A 19543-nucleotide genomic window follows, 5' to 3' on the forward strand; every position below is an offset into this window, starting at 1 on the left:
AAGGGCAAGAATATTCGCGAGACTTTAACTAATGGAGGAATAATTCAATGACACATGTGATCAAAGCAAAAGAAGATAAATTAACGGAAGAAATCGTAGCCAGCATGATTGGAAAGTATATCCACGCACCAATCAATATGCATGAGGTCCAGACGCCAACCGGTGCAACAACCCAGGCTAACGTATGGTTTGCTGGCAGTGTAGCGGGTTACGAAAAAGCCGTTATTGGATTCAATTACGAAGAGGGTACCTTTCATGAAGAACCACAAACATTTTATAACGTTCATTTAACGGATGGTATGGGGTACATTCTGACAAGTGCTTACGAATTGGAAATTCATGAACTGACCGAAGAGGAGTTTAATCAACTCATTGAAGAGAAAAAGGAAGAAGAACAAGACTCACGTGGTGAAGAGCAATGAAGGTGTTGAACTACGCCTCGGATTTAGCAGTAAAAACGTTTGTGTCCACTAGCGCTGCAGGTATGGAAGAACTGATCAACGCATGGATGTTATCCAAACCACACACATTTGTTACCGGACTGGAGTTTACCTCCACCGTTGATCCACTCAGCAGCATGTTGGAATTTGCAGCAATTATCGTATATCAACCAAGTGAACAAGACCAATCCTAACTTATGCATGAGATTATTCCTTCTATAATATAGAGGCTTTCAGTAAGGAGGTGGACGAATCTGTTGTTCACTTTAGAAAGAGTAATAGGTGTTGTTATTGCTGTTGTGGTATTGGCTTCGCAATACGGGAGTCTATCGACATCAGAAAATTTCAAACGGGCTTACGAAGAAATAGTTGGCTCCCAGAGATTAAAGGAAGTAACACAAGAAGAGCAGATAAAGCAGATAAAGCAAGTAAAGCCAATGAAGCAAGAGGAACAAGAAAAACAACAGAAACAAATTAAATCGGTTGCTCCTGCGCACATACGAATGACGGATATGCTTGAGCAGTATATAGAACTCCACCAGGAGAAAACAGTGAGCCGCGCAAAGCTGCTGAAGTATGTGAGGTGGGTAATTCAATATTCGAAGGATACGGATATCGATTCCGTCTGGATTCTGGCAATGATGTGGCAAGAGAGTCGAATGTTAGAGGAAAGTGTATCATCCCATGGAGCGATTGGTTTACTTCAGATTCTGCCTAGCACAGCGAAATCGTTTGGAGTGAGCCAACAGGAGCTACATCAGCCTGAAACGAATATCAGGACAAGTATTACCTACTTGGAATATCTTATGGATAAGTACGATGGGAATCTTCGTACAGCAATCATTGCGTACAATCAGGGAGAAGGCAACGTAGCTAAGGGAAAGGCTCGCCCCTGGTATTACAATCAAGTGAAGGAACACCATAACAAAATGCTTGAAATAATCAAAAAAGCACAATAAACATCAGTTAACAATAGAATTTGAATACCATAGTATAGTTTATCAATTTTACATAGGGAGATCCAAATGGGAAAATTTCCAGAACATATTAGTATGAATTTACAGGTAGATAAGAAGCATTACACAATGGATGACGTAGAAAATATTGAACGTTGTAAGCTTGATGAACATTTCCTTGGGGATTGTATTCTGGTCAATGAGAACCTGATTTGGCATTCCGTTCATAAGTATATAGGAAAGCCGGAAATGATTATTAAGAATCATTGTGTAGAGAAGGATGATATTCTGCAACTGGGCCGTCTTGGATTTATCAAAGCGATTAGGGCATTTGATACCGGACGTGGCGTAAAATTTAGTTCGTTTGCTGTCACTGCGATTGTCAGAGAAATTCGGTGTTTTCTAAGAGATAGTGCAAGCATTATTCGTCCAACTCGCACAGCTACGGAATTAATCAACCGAATTAATCGACTTGAACACGATATGGGCTACCTGCCATCAGCACATGAAATCGCACTGCTGTTGGATGAGGAGGAAGATAAGATCAACAAAGCACTTCAGGTGGGTAAAGGTGTGAAGTACCTGGATGAGCCTGTAGGTGCTGATGATCAACAAACTCAATCCGTGACGTTGATGGATACCATCTATAGTGGGGAGAACATTGAAGAAGGTATTCTGGATAAGTTATATGTTGATGCGGTCATTGATTCGGTCAAGCGCAAGCTCAGTGAGAAAGAAGTGACAGTACTGAAACATCGTGTAGACGGATTTAATCAAACTCAGACCGCAGATATGGAAGATATTAGCCAGATGAGAGTCTCCAGAATTATGCGAAAAGTGGCTAAAATGCTGAATAAACCGGATCAGGCGTAATCGTCATCACAGCCATTGATATTTTATATAATGTTTCATACATAACGTCCCTCTCGCTCCAAGCGTGAGGGATTTTTGCTGTTTTTGCCCTATGGGACATACTCCAAGTTGTCCGAACATAAGATAGTACAAGATTCCAAGTGACCCGGAGGAATGAATTGATGCGAAAAATAACGAAAGTTCTTGCATGCATGCTTATCCCTGTCTTCTTGCTGTCTTCCTTAGGGGTTACTCAAGCCCAGGCAACAATTCAAGGTCCGTCCACACATGCGCAAAGCGCTGCTCTCATCGATGTCACATCAGGCCGGATCTTATACAGCAAGGATGGGGATAAGGAACTGCGAATTGCCAGCTTGACCAAAATCATGACAGCGATTGTAGCGATCGAACACAGCAAGCTGGATGAGAAAGTGAAAGTGTCTCCCACGGCTTTTGCCAAAGAAGGATCGTCTCTCTATCTGAAGTTAGGTGAAGAGATGACACTCGAGAACATGTTGTACGGGCTAATGCTCCGTTCAGGCAATGACGCGGCTTCTGCGATCGCAGAGCATGTGGGGGGTTCGGAAGAAGGATTTGTGCTATTAATGAACAAAAAGGCAGAGCAAATCGGTCTGACGCACTCCCACTTTATGAACCCTCATGGACTGGATGCAGAAGGTCATTATTCTACAGCCAATGACTTGGCCAGATTAACTGCCTACGCGTTGCACAATCCGGTATTCAAACGCATCGTGGCCACGGAGGACAAATCCGCACCGAACCCCAATGAAAGCTGGGAATACTCCTGGCACAACAAAAATAAAATGCTACGGATGTATGAAGGTGCAGATGGTGTGAAAACCGGCTATACAAAGAAAGCTTTCAGATGTTTGGTCAGCTCGGCTACACGCAATGGACAGCAGCTCGCCGCGGTAACGCTGAACGATGGAAATGATTGGAATGATCATGCTCGGATGCTTGATTTTGGGTTTGAATACTTCCCATTGGTAGAGATTGCGAGGCAAGAACAGCCTGTGCAAAATACAGATGTCGTTACAGGCCGGGGATTTTGGTATCCACTTGCTGAGAGTGAGAAAAGTTCATTGACTAAAAAGTTGATTTTGCACGAAAATCGCGCCCAATCTGAAACGGAAGGGAATAAACAATCCACAGACCCTACATTTGGATTGGCAGGACGCATCGATATGCAACTTGACGGAAAACTTGTTGGCTCGATTCCGGTATATCGCAAAGGCAGTTTTATTCCTCCTGAACCAAAGACAGATGAGGCAACGATAGGGGGAATCGGAGACGTTTCTTCCTGGGCAGCAGCTTGGCGTGCCGTGTTAAGTAACCTGTTGTCTCCTTAGTAGAATCATCGTTGAAGGGAGGGTATAACCATTGATCAATTTAATTTGGCTGCTAATGATCTTAATCGGATTTGCTTTTGCAGCCATCAACGGCAATATTGAGGTGGTCACGCAAGCCGCTTTTGATGGCGCGGCCACGGGAGTTACAGTCTGTTTTGGACTGATCAGTGTGCTTGTGTTCTGGATGGGCATGATGAAAATGGCTGAGGATGCCGGTCTCCTGTCTCGGATTGCTAAGCTGCTTGGTCCCATTGTGGGCTTCCTGTTCCCCGATGTGCCCAAAAATCATCCGGCGATGGGTTATATTCTCTCCAATATGAGTGCCAATCTACTGGGGCTAGGAAACGCGGCGACACCAATGGGAATCAAAGCCATGCAACAGCTGCAGGAGCTTAATCCGGATAAACAAACAGCTTCTCCAGCCATGTGCACCTTACTGGCTCTGAATACGGCCAGCATTACCATTATTCCAACAACGCTAATTGCCATCCGATTAAACTATAATTCCGCCAATGCTACAGAGATCGTGGGAACAACATTAATGGCTACCATTATCGCTACACTTGCTGCTATAATCGCCGATCGCTGGTATCGGAATAGGGCTTTACATAAACCGCCACGTATACAGAAAAGTGGCAAACCCGGCATGAAAGGATGAGTAGCTTTGTTAACCTTCATCAACTGGATCTCTGTCTGGGCCATCCCGGTTATTATCGCGTTTGTTCCATTATATGCGTTTACCAAAAAGGTCCCGGTTTATGAATCCTTTGTTGATGGGGCCAAGGATGGATTCTCTACTGCAATCAGTATTATCCCGCATCTCGTAGGCATGATGGTCGCAATCAGCGTATTTCGTGCCTCGGGTGCACTGGATTTTGTAATTAGTCTATTGGCTCCATTGGTGTCCTGGATGGGTGTTCCAGGCGAAGTGTTACCACTCGGAATACTGCGTCCTTTGACTGGGACAGGCTCCCTGGCGTTTACAACCGATCTGATCAAAACCCATGGCCCCGACTCCATGATTGGACGTATGGCATCTACGATTCAGGGGAGTACAGATACTACATTATATGTGCTGACTGTCTATTTCGGGGCTGTAGGCATAAGGAACGGTCGGTATGCACTCAAAGTAGGGTTGTTTTCCGATGTCGTTGGTTTTATTGCTGCCCTCGCCATTTGTTTGCTCGTTTTTGGTTAAAAGATATCTCCTTTCCTTCCGATATATTAGTTATGCTAGAATAATAGCGGAGGAGAGTGAGACATGCAGAAGAGTTGGAAACGAATGCTCCGTGTTGGAATGTCAGGTGTGCTTGCCATTGCAATGCTCGCTGGTTCAACGGGGCTGGCGGCGGCTCAAGCCGTTCAGACGATACATTTTACAGGTTACTTCAACAAACAGCTGCGTGCACAAATGGCAGTCACAGCGGATTCTTTCCCCGTCGTGAATGTACGTTTGGTCAAGCAGAATGAACCCGATATGGTATATTATGATATTGGTACCTCGATACTGATCTCGAAGGATGAAGTGCTCACGAATTACCATGTGGTTCAGAGTTATGCTGAACTGTCTGATGGTGATGAAGGCACACTGACTGTTGCGAGTCCGGGTTCCTTAGGTAAGCCTGTCAAGGCAAAGATTGTGAAGACAGATCCGGTGACAGACATGGCGCTGCTGAAGCTGGACAAGGAAATAGACGCCCAACCGGTCTCATTTGCAAACGCGAGGGATAACCAGGTTGTCTATACGATTGGATTCCCCAAAAATCCTGCTGGTGATCTGGTCATCCTGGATGAAGATTTTCCTTCAACCTACAATACGATAGCCAAAAGCAGAGTATTCAGTTCCCAAGCCTCGGATGTTCCGGGTAAAAAAGGAATCGGCAGTATTGTGAAATCCATGGCACAAGGTAATTCAGGTGGCCCTGTGCTGGACCAGAACAACCGGGTCATTGGTATGATGACATTTGTATACGGTGGACGCACCTATTATATTACTTCCAAAACATTGCAGTCTTTCATTAAGGACAGCGCTACGCCTGCCAAAAAACAGGTTGCAGTTGCCGGAAAAGTTTCCAATTAATTGGTTTGAGGTAAAGGCTTATCTTTACGCTATCTGTGTTGAACAGATCGTGCAAAGGTAGGCTTTTTTTACGTGAATCTCAAAGGGGAAGTCAGCCTGAAATGGATATTCGTGTCGTCAGTTTACAAAATCCTTGGATTATCCTTGTGATTTCCTTGCGTGATGGGTATCATTAGTGTGAGGTGACATGACAAACATGGAAAGATTACAAAAAATTATCGCACAGGCAGGCATTGCATCCCGCCGTAAGAGCGAGGAACTAATCCTGTCCGGCAAAGTAGAAGTTAACGGGGAGGTCGTAACCGAACTGGGTACGAAAGCGAACCCCGAAGAGGATATGATTACGGTTAATGGAAAACCGATCCGCAGTGAGAAAAAAGTGTACTTGATGTTGAACAAGCCAAAAGGCGTAATCACAAGTGCATCTGACCCGGAAGGTCGGAAAATTGTATCCGACTACCTGAAAGGTGTCAAGGAACGTGTATACCCTGTGGGTCGTCTGGATTATGACACAGAGGGCTTATTAATTCTGACCAATGATGGTGAGTTTGCACATTTGTTGACGCATCCGAAACATCACGTACCCAAAACGTATCACGCAACGGTCAAAGGTGTGCCGCATGGTTCGGCTCTGGAAAAATTAAAGACAGGCATTATGCTGGATGATGGCATGACTGCTCCTGCAGAGGTGGAGTACAAAGATGTGGATACAGCGGCCAATGAGTCGGTGATCTCCATTACGATCTATGAAGGGCGTAACCGTCAGGTTAGACGCATGTTCGAGGCGATCAACCATCCGGTAACCCGGTTGAAACGGATTTCGTTTGGTGGCATTTTGCTACAAAACCTGAAACGTGGTTTGACACGCAATCTGACCAAAGAGGAAGTTAACAACCTGATTACCCTCGCACAATCAGAACCAGCCAGAAAAATGAAAAAAAGGTAATGTGAGGACACATAATTTTCATAAAACCGCCGCAGTTTTGTGACGAAATTCGCTATAATTGTTCATAGGATGTTCACAGTTGTCCAGTTCAATAATATGCGAGTGTTAGAGTCACTTAAAAGGGGAGCAGCACATGGGGAAATCAAGAAGAACGGTGCAAATCGTCATTTTGACATTGATCCTGGTGTTGGGCGGATATGCGATTACGACATCGGTATCCGGCTCGAACGGCAAGCCAAAGGAAGGGGACAAGTCTCCTTCTTTTGAACTGCTGGGCCTGGATGGTCAAGTTCATACGTCTGACGAGTACAAAGGAAAAGCATTGGTGATCAATTTCTGGGGCACCTGGTGTGAACCTTGTGTTAAAGAAATGCCTGCACTACAGGCACAAGCTGACAAATGGAAGGACAAGGGAGTACAATTTGTCGGAATTAATGTTGGAGAAGACCAGATGACCGTGGATAATTTTGTTCGGCAGGTTGGGGTTACATTTCCAATCATGTTAGACCGTGAGAAAAACTCGGTTCGTGATTTCGGGATCTCTCCGATGCCAACAACATTTTTTGTATCCGACACCGGCAAAATCTCTACCATTCATATCGGGCAACTTGATTTGGACACACTTGACGCTCAAATTTCGCAACTGGCGAAGCAGCCCTGACAGGAGGTCTATTCGTGTTCCAAAATACCAAATGTGAGTGCGGACACCAAAATCCGGTTGGCACTGTACTATGTGAAGCATGTGGGAAACCACTACTGGAGTCTGAAGCTAAATCGAATGAAGTGCTGGAAATGCGTTACGATGGCATGGCGCGCCGTTCACAGCGCAGTAATCCCAACATCATTGATCGCATCTGGAACTTTTTTTCATCCGTCAAAATTGCTGTCTATATGATTGTGTTAACGCTTGTAGGCTCTATGCTTGGCACGATCTATCCGCAAGAAAGTACATTTCTAAATATTGATCCTTCCGTGTATTACAAAGAAACATACGGTCAGTTGGGTCATATCTATTATCTGTTGGGTTTATCCCATACATACGAATCCTGGTGGTTTATCTTGCTATTGGTGCTGATCGGTGCATCATTGGTGATATGCAGTCTGGATCGCGTCCTACCGCTCTACAAAGCCCTGAATAAACAGAAAATACGTAAACACACGCAATTTCTGACCAGACAGCGTCTGGTGTACCAAGGTCCTATCGAAGAGGCACCAGAAGACTGGATTAAGAAAGCGGTTACGCCGCTGAAAAAGAAAGGCTACCGCGTGCATACTCAGGGTGATGCTTTACTCGCCGAGAAACAGCGATTCAGTCGATGGGGCCCATATGTCATTCATATTGGACTCATTATATTTCTACTGGCGGTGCTTGCACGAGGGTTGCCTGGCCTGAATCTGGATGAGCATGTTGCTTTTCCGGAAGGTGAGATCAAAAAGATACCGAATACGTCGATGTATCTGAAAAACGAACAGTTTAATGTTGAATTTTACAGTGAGGAAGAAGTACCGGAGCAATTCCGTAACCTGAACAAGACCGTTCCAAAACTATTCGAAACAAAAGTTGTTTTGTATGAATGTACAGCAGATTGTTCGGATCTTTCAAAAAAACCTCAATTAGCTGAGGTGGCCAGACATGATGTTCGTGTGAATCATCCCTTAAATTATAACGGTCTGAAAGCATATCAGTTTGATTATGATCTAACACCCACCATTCGATCCGTAACGCCGGATCTGGTTAATACAAAGACTGGTGAATTATATGGGGCGATTAAGATTGATATGGTCGATACCCAAAAAACATTTGAAGCGGGCCCTTATGAACTGACCGTGAAGGAAAAGTTCATGGACTTTGGATTGGATGAGAATGGACAGCCCAAATCAATATCGCCTTCACCTAATGCACCTGCTTTTCTCTTTCTGATTAAGGGACCGAATCTGCCGGAAGAGGGGATACAATATCTTTATTTTGCGAAGCAGATTGATAAACAACGGTTTCAGCAGGATGCAATTAACCAACAGCTAATTGGAACAGAGATTCCTTTACAGTTGGAAGTGGACAGCATGGACAAGGTTGATATTATTCAATCCGTAAGTTATCTCAATATACGCGTAGATAAAGCAATGCCTTTTGTGTGGGTAGGAGCCGGAATTGTCATGTTGGGTCTGGTCATGGGTTTTTATTGGCATCATCGCCGCATCTGGATTCGTTTTGATGATCAACAGCTTACCTTGGGTGGACATACCAACAAAAACTGGTTTGGCTTCAGGCGTGAAGTGGCGGCTGTTTTGAAACAAATGAATTTGGAAGTGGAAGAGAAGTCGTTGGATAACGGGGGGAACCAAGCATGAATTTATTGGATTTCAGCAGCGACGCATTTATCGTAGCTTTCTTTCTCTATTGTGCCGCATTCTTTTTATATGGTGTTGCGGTAATGGGCAAAAAATGGAGCAATCGTGATCCTCTGGCGCACATGAATCGCTGGGGTAAACGAGCTTTCATTGCCTCGACTGTCGCTTTGGCGGCACATCTTGTATTCTTTGCAACCCGATGGGCAGGGGCAGGGCATATTCCTGTTAGTAACATGTACGAATTCATGTCTTTTCTGTCCATGATGATCATGGTTGCATTTATCGTTGTATACGCGATATATCGGAAGTCGTTACTGGGTTTGTTTGCCTTACCACTTACCATCATTATAATGGCTTATGCTGCTGTATTTCCACAGGAGGTACAACCGTTGATCCCGGCACTTCAGTCCATCTGGCTGAAAATACACGTGACGTTGGCCGCACTTGGTGAAGCATTCTTCGCCGTGGGTTTTGCCGCAGGGTTCATGTATTTGCTCCGTACTGTTGATTTTAGTGGTAAGGACAAGTCTTCAAGACGTCAACGAGGATGGGTTGAATTCACCCTGGTTACGATCGTTGTCGTTATTGGATTTATAGGGACTGTATTTGCCTTTCGTGCAGCTGGTTATGAGGCGGTTTTTGTGCAGAAAACGGTCAGCATTGACATGCAGGTACAGGAAAATAGTACAATAGAGAAAGTGAATTATCGCATGCCTCCAATTTTTGCGCCATATAATAGCGAAGTGGAGAGCATGACACCGTTTCTTGGCATGAAAAAACCTTTACTTGAGACGCCTTCCTGGATGAACGGCGTAAATGCCGGGCGTAAGCTGAATACGGTGATTTGGTCACTTATTGTAGGTCTGATCCTGTATGGAATTGTACGACTTCTTGTGCGCAGACCCCTTGGACAAGCGTTACAGCCAATGATGGATGGAATCGATGCCGATGATCTGGATGAGATAAGTTATCGTGCGATTGCCATCGGTTTTCCAATATTTACACTCGGAGCATTAATCTTTGCCATGATCTGGGCTCAGATTGCCTGGAGTCGTTTTTGGGGTTGGGACCCCAAAGAGGTGTGGGCGTTAATTACATGGCTATATTATAGTGTGTATCTGCATTTGCGTTTATCCAGAGGTTGGCAAGGTCAAAAGTCTGCATGGCTTGCGGTTCTTGGTTTCCTGGTTGTCATGTTTACGCTGGTTGGGGTGAATCTGATCATTGCCGGATTGCATTCGTACGCTGGAGCGGACTAGGACAGACTCGTCTTGCAAAGGTTGGATTTAGAAACGGGAAACACAAACGTACCTTTTTATTGAAGGGTATTCAAATATTGTTCGCCAGATCGAACATAATAGAAGTGATCAGGAGTTATTGCAAAGGGGCTGGAGAGGCATGGCTGAACATGAGAATCGAATACTGGTCGTGGATGACGAAGAGAGAATCCGCAGACTTTTGAAAATGTATCTCGAAAAAGAAGGTTATGAAATTGATGAAGCTGAGGATGGGGAAACTGCGCTGCGTAAAGCAACAGCAGGGGACTACGGACTGATTTTGCTTGATGTGATGTTACCGGGTATGGATGGAGTTGAAGTGTGTACCCGTCTTCGTCAGGTGAAATCAACGCCGGTTTTGATGCTCACTGCAAAAGGTGAAGAGATTAACCGGGTTCAAGGCTTCGAAGTTGGCGCTGATGACTACGTAGTAAAACCATTCAGTCCGCGTGAAGTGATTTATCGTGTCAAAGCGATTTTGCGTCGATCTTCCGCGACAGCTTATCTCTCGAAGGAGAGCAATTCGAGTAATAACATCGTGTTCCCACATTTGGTTATTGAGCATGATGCCCACCGGGTCACGGCTGGTGGTGAAGAGATTAGCCTTACACCAAAAGAATATGAATTGTTGCACTACCTGGCAACATCTCCCGACAAAGTGTTCTCCAGAGAAGAATTGCTCAAAGATGTATGGAACTACGAGTTCTTTGGCGATCTTCGTACCGTGGATACGCATGTGAAGCGTCTTCGCGAGAAACTTAACAAGGTATCGCCAGAGTCGGCGGCCATGATTACGACGGTGTGGGGTGTCGGTTATAAACTGGAAGTACCGAAGTAGTTTAAGTTTCTGGAGATCGCTGGTCGGGAAGTTATGGATCACTATTATCTGCCTTGTGGGTTGTGTACTTATAGCGCTGGGTCTTTTTTTGCTGCCCTACATTGATACGAACTTTGCAGAATCCGAGTCCAGAGATATTAAACGGTTGTTCACCTATATCTGTATTATCGGATTCAGTTTAACTACCTTTTTTGCATTGTTCCTATTCACCAAAATAACGCAGCCTATGCAGCAATTGATTCAGGCAGCCAATGCGATTCGCAAAGGCAACTACGGAACACGTCTCTCCCTGGTAACGAGTGATGAGATTGGTGAATTGGCCAATACTTTTAATCATATGGCTGCCCAACTGGAAGATAATATTCGAAACCTTAACCATGAGAAGGAACATTTGGCTAGTGTGCTTCGAAGCATGACCGATGCGGTGGTTACATTTGATGGTGAAGGCAAAGTTATTCTGACGAATCCGCCAGGAGAGAAGATCATGCAGACTTGGTATGATCTGGATTGGGCGAAAGTGGACGAAGGAAAAGATTCTGAACAGTTTGACAAGTCTTCACGTGATGTACCTGAGCCTCTTCTTCCATTGTTCAGAATGGTGATGGAGCAAGGTGGGGATCAGAACTCCAATGTTCATGTACAGCAAGGCGTTTGGTCTGTCCAGATGGCACCGTTGTATGCTGACAGTGTTGTCAGAGGCGCTGTGGCTGTCTTGAGAGATGTAACAGAAGAAGTGCGTTTGGAGAAAATGCGGCGTGATTTTGTGGCTAATGTATCTCATGAAATACGAACTCCGCTATCCATGATGCAAGGTTACAGTGAAGCCCTACTGGACGGTATGGCAACCTCACCGGAAGAGAGCGAAGAACTTATCCAGGTTATTCATGATGAGTCCCTGCGAATGGGCAGATTGGTCAAAGACTTACTTGATCTGGCTCGGATGGAAGCTGGACACACGGACATGGTGATGAAGGAAGTTGACCTTGGGGAACTACTTGAGCGTGTATACCGGAAGTTCTCAGTGCGGTCGAAAGAACAGGGAATTCAACTGCACTTCGAATGTGAACAGCCAACCATTGAACTTCAACAGGCAGATGAGGATCGACTTGAGCAAGTCTTTACGAATTTGCTGGATAATGCCTTCAGGCATACGCCGACTGGCAAAAATGTAATGATCTCGGCAGAGCGGGTCACTTATCTTCGTGCGCCATTCGTTAGAGTTTCAGTGAAGGATCAGGGTGTAGGGATCCCTTCATCCGACTTGCCATTTATTTTCGAACGATTCTACAAAGCAGACAAGGCTCGTGTTCGGGGAGAAAGTGTAGGTACAGGGCTTGGGTTAGCGATTGTGAAAAATATTGTTGATGCGCATCAAGGCATGATTACCGTCAACAGTGTGCTTGGCGAAGGAACAGAGTTTATTTTACAATTTCCCTTGGATTCATCGAAATAGCCTGATTTCATACAAAAAGTGCGGAAACACCCTCTTACGGAGGGTGTTTTTTGTTGAAGAGTACCGTTTAATCTTGTTCAACGTGGAACATGATTTTTTTTATTTTTGACTAAAAAGAGTGTCCAAGATAATTTTCCTTCCTATGTTACATAAGCTTGAAAAGCAAGCAAGATAGAGGAGGATTGAGTTAAGCATGTCCGATGATCGAAAAAGGGTCAATATTAAAGCTTTTCTGGAAGGCAGATCTTTTAGAGCGGGCTCTCCGTTTATTCCCATAACCACTAAAGAACTGGAGCAATTTGAATCCATACTGCGTTCTCTCGCTGTGACTATTCCAGCTGCACTCGGCCAGCCGACTTCAGCCAATATACTAGCATTACAGAATGGATTACGCCCGTTACTTACATTTGTAAATGAATCCGGATTTCGTGCCGGGGTAAAAGCAGAATTACAAGCAGTACTAGAATTAACGATTGCAGGCTCAGAGGTTATTCCTGTTCCTTTAATTAATCTCGCAGGTAACTTGCAACATTTACTAGATGATTTATTGTGTGTGACGCTACTTCTTGAAGTGCCACCTGTAGAAAAAGATAAATTCGTGGGGTTAATCCGTTCGATATCGTTATCCTTAAGTCGGGCGACGACAACTCTTGGAAACGGAGGAGCTACCGGACCAACTGGCCCACAGGGAGTTCCAGGAGTACCAGGTGTACCAGGTGTTCCGGGTGTTCCCGGGGTGAAAGGTGCTACTGGACCGGCAGGAGGAATTGGACCAATCGGCCCAGTAGGACCAGTTGGCCCACAGGGAGCACAGGGTCCGGCAGGAGCACCTGGTGTAGGTTTAAACAATATTACCGGATATGATCCAGCACTTGGACCGACATATGCTCAGGGTCAGGTAGTAAGCTATGAGGGGAATCTTTATGTTGCTAATGTAAACGGTCCGTTGGGTATACCCGGGAGTTCCCCGGATTACACTCTTTTGTTGGCGGGAGGAACGAGCGGAGCTACAGGAGCAACCGGAGCTGGTTTAACGGGTGCATTAGCATTTGATCCAGCGCTTGCCCCGGGTTATCCAGCCGGTCAGATAATTACGTATAACGGGAGTACGTACATTACAAGTGTTGCCAGTCCTTTAGGAACACCGGGAACTTCGTCAGATTATACATTAATTGCGGCTGCAGGGGACACCGGTGCAACTGGTGTAGGCCTAACTGGAATAACTTCTTTTGATCCGGCTCAATCCCCGACATATCCAACCGGTCAGGTTGTTACGTACAACGGGAGTACTTATATTACGAATGTTGCAAGTCCTGGAGGAGTACCAGGAAGCTCCCCGGATTACACGCTGCTTGCGGCTGCGGGAGACACGGGTGTAGGAACGACAGGAGCAACCGGGGCCACAGGCGTAGGTTTAAGTGGTATCGTGCCATTCGATCCGGCATTAGCACCAACCTATCCCGCTGAACAGATCATCACATTTGGGGGAAGTACTTATATTACCAATGTGGCATCACCAACAGGTACACCCGGCAGTTCACCAGATTATACACTGCTAGCAGGATCTGGAGTTACAGGTTCGACTGGAGCTACGGGCATAGGCCTTGATGGTGCAGTTACGTTTGACCCTGCAGTAGCTCCAACGTATCCAACCGGTCAGGTTGTTACCTTAAATGGCAGTACGTATATAACAAATGTGGCTTCTCCTGCGGGTACTCCAGGGACTTCGCCAGACTATACATTGCTTGCAGGAGCAGGACCTACAGGAGCCACAGGTGCATCAGGTGTAACGGGAGCGACAGGTGCAGGTTTGAGTGGTATCGTACCATTTGATCCAGCCGTAGCCCCAACGTACCCAGTGGGTCAAGTAGTAACGTTTAATGGCAGTACGTATATTGCCAATGTAGCCTCACCAACGGGCACGCCGGGCACGTCGCCAGATTATACGTTGCTTGCAGGCGCAGGAGCGACGGGAGTTACCGGAGCCACCGGAGTTGGGGTAACGGGAAGTACCGGAGTTACAGGGACTTCAGGTGTAACGGGAGCGACAGGTGCAGGTTTGAGTGGTATCGTACCATTCGACCCAGCGGTAGCCCCAACGTACCCAGTGGGTCAGGTTGTAACGTTTAACGGGAGTACGTATATCGCGAATGTGGCATCACCAACGGGCACGCCGGGCACGTCGCCAGATTATACGTTGCTTGCAGGCGCAGGAGCGACGGGAGTTACAGGAGCAACCGGAGTCGGGGTAACGGGAAGTACCGGAGTTACAGGGACTTCAGGTGTAACAGGAGCGACAGGCGTAGGTTTGAGTGGCCTTGTGCCATTTGATCCAGCCGTAGCCCCAACGTATCCAGCCGGTCAGATCGTAACGTTCAACGGCAGTACGTATATTACGAATGTAGCCTCACCAACGGGAACGCCGGGGACTTCACCGGATTATACATTGCTTGCCGGCGCAGGAGCAACGGGAGTTACCGGGGCCACAGGAATTGGATTAGATGGTGTTGTGCCATTCGATCCGGCGGTAGCGCCAACGTATCCAGCCGGTCAGATCGTAACGTTTAATGGAAGTACGTATATCGCGAATGTGGCATCACCAACAGGAACGCCGGGCACATCGCCGGATTATACACTGCTTGCAGGTGCAGGATCTACGGGGCCCACTGGAACAGCAGGTGTAACAGGAGCGACAGGTGTAGGTTTAAGTGGCCTCGTGCCATTTGATCCAGCCTTAGCCCCAACGTATCCAGCCGGCCAAGTTGTAACGTTTAATGGCAGTACGTATATATCCAATCTTGCATCTCCAACGGGCACACCGGGTACATCACCGGATTACACATTAATTGCGGGTGCGGGAGCAACAGGTGTGACAGGTGTAACGGGAGCTGGAGTGACAGGAAATACCGGAGCAACGGGTGTTACGGGTGCAGGACTCACGGGAGTGGTGCCGTTCGATCCAGCAGTTGCGCCGACGTATCCAGTCGGTCAGGTCGTAACGTTTAATGGAAGTACGTATATCGCGAATGTGGCATCACCAACGGGAACGCCAGGGATTTCACCGGATTTTACGTTGCTTGCGGGCGCAGGGGCAACGGGTGTTACGGGAGCCACAGGAGTTGGCGTAACCGGCAGTACTGGAGACACAGGGGCATCCGGTGCAACCGGGGAAACAGGAGCGACGGGAACGGCAGGGCTAACCGGAGTCACTGGTGGAACAGGAGCAACAGGTATAACGGGGGCCACTGGAGTCGGCGTAACAGGAAGTACCGGAGAAACGGGTGTCACTGGTGAAACAGGAGCGACAGGTGTGACTGGAGCAACGGGAGTCGGCATAACGGGAAGTACGGGAGTAACGGGAGCCACTGGTGAGACAGGAGTGACAGGGTTAACTGGAGCAACAGGAGTTGGCATAACAGGAAGTACCGGGTCAACGGGTGCGACAGGGGAAACAGGAGCGACAGGGATAACGGGAGCCACAGGAGTTGGTGTAACGGGAAGCACTGGACCAACGGGTGCCACTGGTGAAACAGGAGCGACAGGGTTAACTGGAGCAACAGGAGTCGGCATAACAGGAAGCACTGGACCAACGGGTGCAACTGGTGAAACAGGAGCAACAGGGATAACCGGAGCCACAGGAGTTGGTGTAACGGGAAGCACTGGACCAACGGGTGCAACTGGTGAAACAGGAGCAACAGGGATAACCGGAACCACAGGAGTTGGTGTAACAGGAAGTACCGGGTCAACGGGTGCGACAGGGGAAACAGGAGCGACAGGGTTAACTGGAGCAACAGGAGTTGGCATAACAGGAAGCACTGGACCAACGGGTGCAACTGGTGAAACAGGAGCAACAGGGATAACCGGAGCCACAGGAGTTGGTGTAACGGGAAGCACTGGACCAACGGGTGCAACTGGTGAAACAGGAGCAACAGGGATAACCGGAACCACAGGAGTTGGTGTAACAGGAAGTACCGGGTCAACGGGTGCGACAGGGGAAACAGGAGCGACAGGGTTAACTGGAGCAACAGGAGTTGGCATAACAGGAAGCACTGGACCAACGGGTGCAACTGGTGAAACAGGAGCAACAGGGATAACCGGAGCCACAGGAGTTGGTGTAACGGGAAGCATTGGACCAACGGGTGCCACTGGTGAAACAGGAGCGACAGGGATAACCGGAGCCACAGGAGTTGGTATAACGGGAAGCACTGGACCAACGGGTGCGACAGGGGAAACAGGAGCGACAGGGATAACCGGGGCCACAGGAGTCGGCATAACAGGAAGTACCGGTATAACGGGTGCTACTGGTGAAACGGGAGTAAGTGGAGTAACGGGTCTTGCAGGGGCGACCGGAACGACTGGGGTTACAGGAGCTACAGGTACAACCGGACCAACGGGTGTCACTGGTGAAACAGGAGCCACAGGAGTCGGCGTAACGGGAAGTACGGGAGTAACGGGCGCGACTGGGGGAACAGGAGCGACAGGTATAACCGGAGCCACGGGAGTCGGCATAACAGGAAGTACCGGACCAACGGGTGCGACTGGTGAAACAGGAGCTACCGGTGCAACCGGAACATCTGTAACATCTAACTCTGCTTTTGCTGAGAACACTAATGGTACGATTGTTGTAATATTGGGAGGTACACTCGTTCCATTGCCGAATAACCAAAATATCGGCACAGGTATAACCGTCAATGGGACCAATGACACCTTCACACTTGCCAATGCAGGTCGTTACTACATCTCATACAAAATAAATCTGACAGCTGCACTTGCTATTCAATCTCGGGTTTTACTTAATGGTACAGCTATTCCAGCGAGTGTAGTATCTCCAGCACTTTCTCTCAGTCAGCTTCAGTCTGACTTTATGGTTACCGTTACAGCTGGTTCAACAATACAGTTACAATTATTCGGGCTTGTTGGCACAGCTATTCTTTCTCCTCCAGGATCTACACTAAATATTATTCAGTTAAGTTAATCGTCTGATAACGTCTTAAGATGAATCACTAGTGGGCAAAAGAAGAGGGACTCATTACGGGATTGGTGCATCAGAATCCAGAGAAACCCAAATCGTTTTTATAACTCGGGTTTCTCTTTCTTTCCAGATAGTGGTCAATCAAACAACAGGTGTTTGGGGCAACCGAAAGTGCACGGCCAGAAGTATCACTCAACATTATCAAATTTAACTTGAAAATGTAAATGAAAACTTCATTTAATTCGCGACAAAAAAAGGCGGAACCATGATGGTCCCGTCTTTTCTTTTACATTTATAATACGTATGATTATTCCAGCACGATTTCAACAGCAGTATTGATCTCAGGCAGCGCAGCAAGCTGCACAAGCACGTCTTTTGGCACAGCTTTATCTACGGTCAGAATCATGATGGCTGCACCACCAATAATCTTACGTCCAACCTGCATGGATGCGATGTTGACATCGTTTTGTCCAAGCAGTGTTCCTACACGACCGATAATACCTGGCTTATCGTTATGTGAGATCAAGATTTGATGACTTTCCGGAGCGATATCTACCGGGAATTTGTCCAGACGAACGATACGTTCTCCATAACCTGCAAGCAATGTACCTGCTACACGGCGTTCCTCAGCATCCTGAGTTGTAACCAATGTTACAGTAATCAGGTTAGTGAATCCTTTGGTTGCAGAGGTTTGGCTTACAACCACATTCAGATCACGGATTTTGGCCAAATGCATGGAGTTGACGATGTTGGCTTCCCCACCCAAATGTCTGGCGAGAATACCCTTCACAATGTAACGCGTAAGAGGCGATGTATCTACTTCAGAAAGTTCGCCAGCATAGTCGATTCGGATCTCCTGCACTGCATTTTGTGTAATCTGTGCTGCAAAACTTCCCAATGTTTCACCCAATTTGAAATAAGGCTGCAATTTGTTCATTACGGTTGGTGCAACAGCCGGCATGTTAACTGCGTTCTTGAAAGGTTCATTGCGCAGAATGTGAAGAACCTGTTCAGAAACGTCAATTGCCACGTTTTCTTGTGCCTCAACAGTCGATGCACCCAAGTGAGGTGTGACGATGATGCTAGGGTGATTCAGGAATGGATGGTCCTGAGCAGGTGGTTCACTTTCAAATACATCAAATGCTGCTCCAGCAACAATGCCTTCGTCAATTGCTTCCACAAGTGCCATCTCGTCAACTACACCACCACGAGCACAGTTGATGATACGCATGCCTTTTTTCATAACTTCGAATTGTGGACGTGAAATCATGTGCCGTGTTTCCGGTGTTAATGGCGTATGAACGGTCATGAAGTCCGCATTACGAATGATATCATCTACACTAGCCAGCTTCACTTGCAGCTTCTCGGCACGCTCCTCCGTCAGGAACGGGTCGTATGCAAGGATGTCCATTCCGAATGCTTTGGCGCGTTTGGCAACTTCACTACCGATTCGTCCCATACCCAGTACACCTAGCGTTTTATTTCTTAATTCCACACCCAGGAAGGTTTTACGATCCCACGTACCCTGAATAGTCTTGGCGTATGCCTGAGGAATGTGTCGTGCCAATGCCATCATCATGGCAAACGTATGCTCACAGGTTGTGATGGTATTGCCATCAGGTGCATTAATAACGATGATCCCGCGCTGTGTAGCAGCTTCCAGATCAATGTTATCTACACCAACACCTGCACGTCCAATCACTTTAAGGTTGGTACCCGCCGTCATAATACGATCTGTAACACGAGTCTGGCTACGAACCAAGAGGGCATCATAATCACCAATAATGGCAACAAGTTCATCTTCACTAAGACCGGTTTTCTTCTCAACAACAACATCATTTGCATCCACCAGTTGCTGGATACCGAGATCACTGATTGGGTCCGACACTAACACTTTGTACATGGTTTCTTCCTCCTTAGGTATGTGTATCTATATCGTCAAGGTTTGACCTCAGGGAAGAGGTATTCCTTAAAACCAGATTGATTCTTCCGCCCAACAACGCGGTGTCG

Annotated in this window: 16 protein-coding genes; 15 read left to right on the forward strand and 1 reads right to left on the reverse strand. The window is 46.8% G+C overall.

Annotated elements, in window-relative coordinates; genetic code table 11:
- Positions 1 to 47: 47 nt before the first annotated feature.
- The 15 genes from ACX9NY_RS04385 to ACX9NY_RS04455 all read left to right on the forward strand — a co-directional run bounded on the left by ACX9NY_RS04385 (position 48) and on the right by ACX9NY_RS04455 (position 17536).
- Positions 48 to 422: a hypothetical protein gene (locus ACX9NY_RS04385; RefSeq protein ID WP_472477250.1), complete on the forward strand. Its 375-nt coding sequence runs from the start codon at positions 48 to 50 to the stop codon at positions 420 to 422.
- The gene (locus tag ACX9NY_RS04390) at positions 419 to 634 is read left to right on the forward strand and encodes a hypothetical protein (RefSeq protein ID WP_472477252.1); all 216 of its coding nucleotides are present in this window, start codon (positions 419 to 421) and stop codon (positions 632 to 634) included. The genes ACX9NY_RS04385 and ACX9NY_RS04390 overlap by 4 nt, the downstream gene beginning before the upstream one ends.
- Positions 635 to 697: 63 nt before the next feature.
- Positions 698 to 1399: a lytic transglycosylase domain-containing protein gene (locus ACX9NY_RS04395; RefSeq protein WP_472477254.1), complete on the forward strand. Its 702-nt coding sequence runs from the start codon at positions 698 to 700 to the stop codon at positions 1397 to 1399.
- 66 nt (positions 1400 to 1465) lie between these two features.
- Positions 1466 to 2269, forward strand: a complete 804-nt coding sequence (locus tag ACX9NY_RS04400; protein WP_472477256.1) for a sigma-70 family RNA polymerase sigma factor — start codon at positions 1466 to 1468, stop codon at positions 2267 to 2269.
- Positions 2270 to 2430: 161 nt separating this feature from the next.
- The gene (locus ACX9NY_RS04405; protein WP_472477258.1) at positions 2431 to 3618 is read left to right on the forward strand and encodes a D-alanyl-D-alanine carboxypeptidase family protein; all 1188 of its coding nucleotides are present in this window, start codon (positions 2431 to 2433) and stop codon (positions 3616 to 3618) included.
- 31 nt (positions 3619 to 3649) lie between these two features.
- A complete protein-coding gene (locus ACX9NY_RS04410; RefSeq protein ID WP_472477260.1) occupies positions 3650 to 4276 on the forward strand; it encodes a nucleoside recognition domain-containing protein in 627 nt (208 codons plus the stop codon).
- Between the two features lie 6 nt (positions 4277 to 4282).
- Complete coding sequence (locus tag ACX9NY_RS04415) at positions 4283 to 4816, forward strand: spore maturation protein (RefSeq protein ID WP_062835224.1); 534 nt, start codon at positions 4283 to 4285, stop codon at positions 4814 to 4816.
- A 63-nt stretch (positions 4817 to 4879) separates the two neighbouring features.
- A complete protein-coding gene (locus ACX9NY_RS04420) occupies positions 4880 to 5698 on the forward strand; it encodes a S1 family peptidase (protein ID WP_472477262.1) in 819 nt (272 codons plus the stop codon).
- A gap of 196 nt (positions 5699 to 5894) precedes the next feature.
- Positions 5895 to 6644 carry a pseudouridine synthase gene (locus ACX9NY_RS04425; RefSeq protein ID WP_124116190.1) on the forward strand — a complete coding sequence of 250 codons (750 nt, stop codon included), beginning with the start codon at positions 5895 to 5897 and terminating at the stop codon, positions 6642 to 6644.
- Positions 6645 to 6777: 133 nt separating this feature from the next.
- Positions 6778 to 7305: a redoxin family protein gene (locus ACX9NY_RS04430; protein ID WP_339307281.1), complete on the forward strand. Its 528-nt coding sequence runs from the start codon at positions 6778 to 6780 to the stop codon at positions 7303 to 7305.
- Between the two features lie 14 nt (positions 7306 to 7319).
- A complete protein-coding gene (gene resB, locus ACX9NY_RS04435) occupies positions 7320 to 8993 on the forward strand; it encodes a cytochrome c biogenesis protein ResB (RefSeq protein ID WP_472477265.1) in 1674 nt (557 codons plus the stop codon).
- Positions 8990 to 10252 carry a cytochrome c biogenesis protein CcsA gene (ccsA, locus tag ACX9NY_RS04440; protein ID WP_342570557.1) on the forward strand — a complete coding sequence of 421 codons (1263 nt, stop codon included), beginning with the start codon at positions 8990 to 8992 and terminating at the stop codon, positions 10250 to 10252. The genes resB and ccsA overlap by 4 nt, the downstream gene beginning before the upstream one ends.
- Positions 10253 to 10391: 139 nt before the next feature.
- Positions 10392 to 11108, forward strand: coding sequence for a response regulator transcription factor (locus ACX9NY_RS04445; protein ID WP_017687664.1), 717 nt, complete (start codon positions 10392 to 10394; stop codon positions 11106 to 11108).
- Positions 11109 to 11163: 55 nt separating this feature from the next.
- Complete coding sequence (locus tag ACX9NY_RS04450; protein WP_339243132.1) at positions 11164 to 12561, forward strand: ATP-binding protein; 1398 nt, start codon at positions 11164 to 11166, stop codon at positions 12559 to 12561.
- Between the two features lie 193 nt (positions 12562 to 12754).
- Entirely contained in the window at positions 12755 to 17536 is a 4782-nt protein-coding gene (locus ACX9NY_RS04455; protein WP_472477268.1) for a BclA C-terminal domain-containing protein, read from the forward strand.
- 304 nt (positions 17537 to 17840) lie between these two features.
- Here the strand turns inward: ACX9NY_RS04455 and serA are convergent, their stop codons facing one another.
- Entirely contained in the window at positions 17841 to 19436 is a 1596-nt protein-coding gene (gene serA, locus ACX9NY_RS04460) for a phosphoglycerate dehydrogenase (protein WP_253438670.1), read from the reverse strand.
- Positions 19437 to 19543 lie beyond the last annotated feature (107 nt).

It is taken from the genome of Paenibacillus sp. CB74 (genome assembly GCF_055687625.1).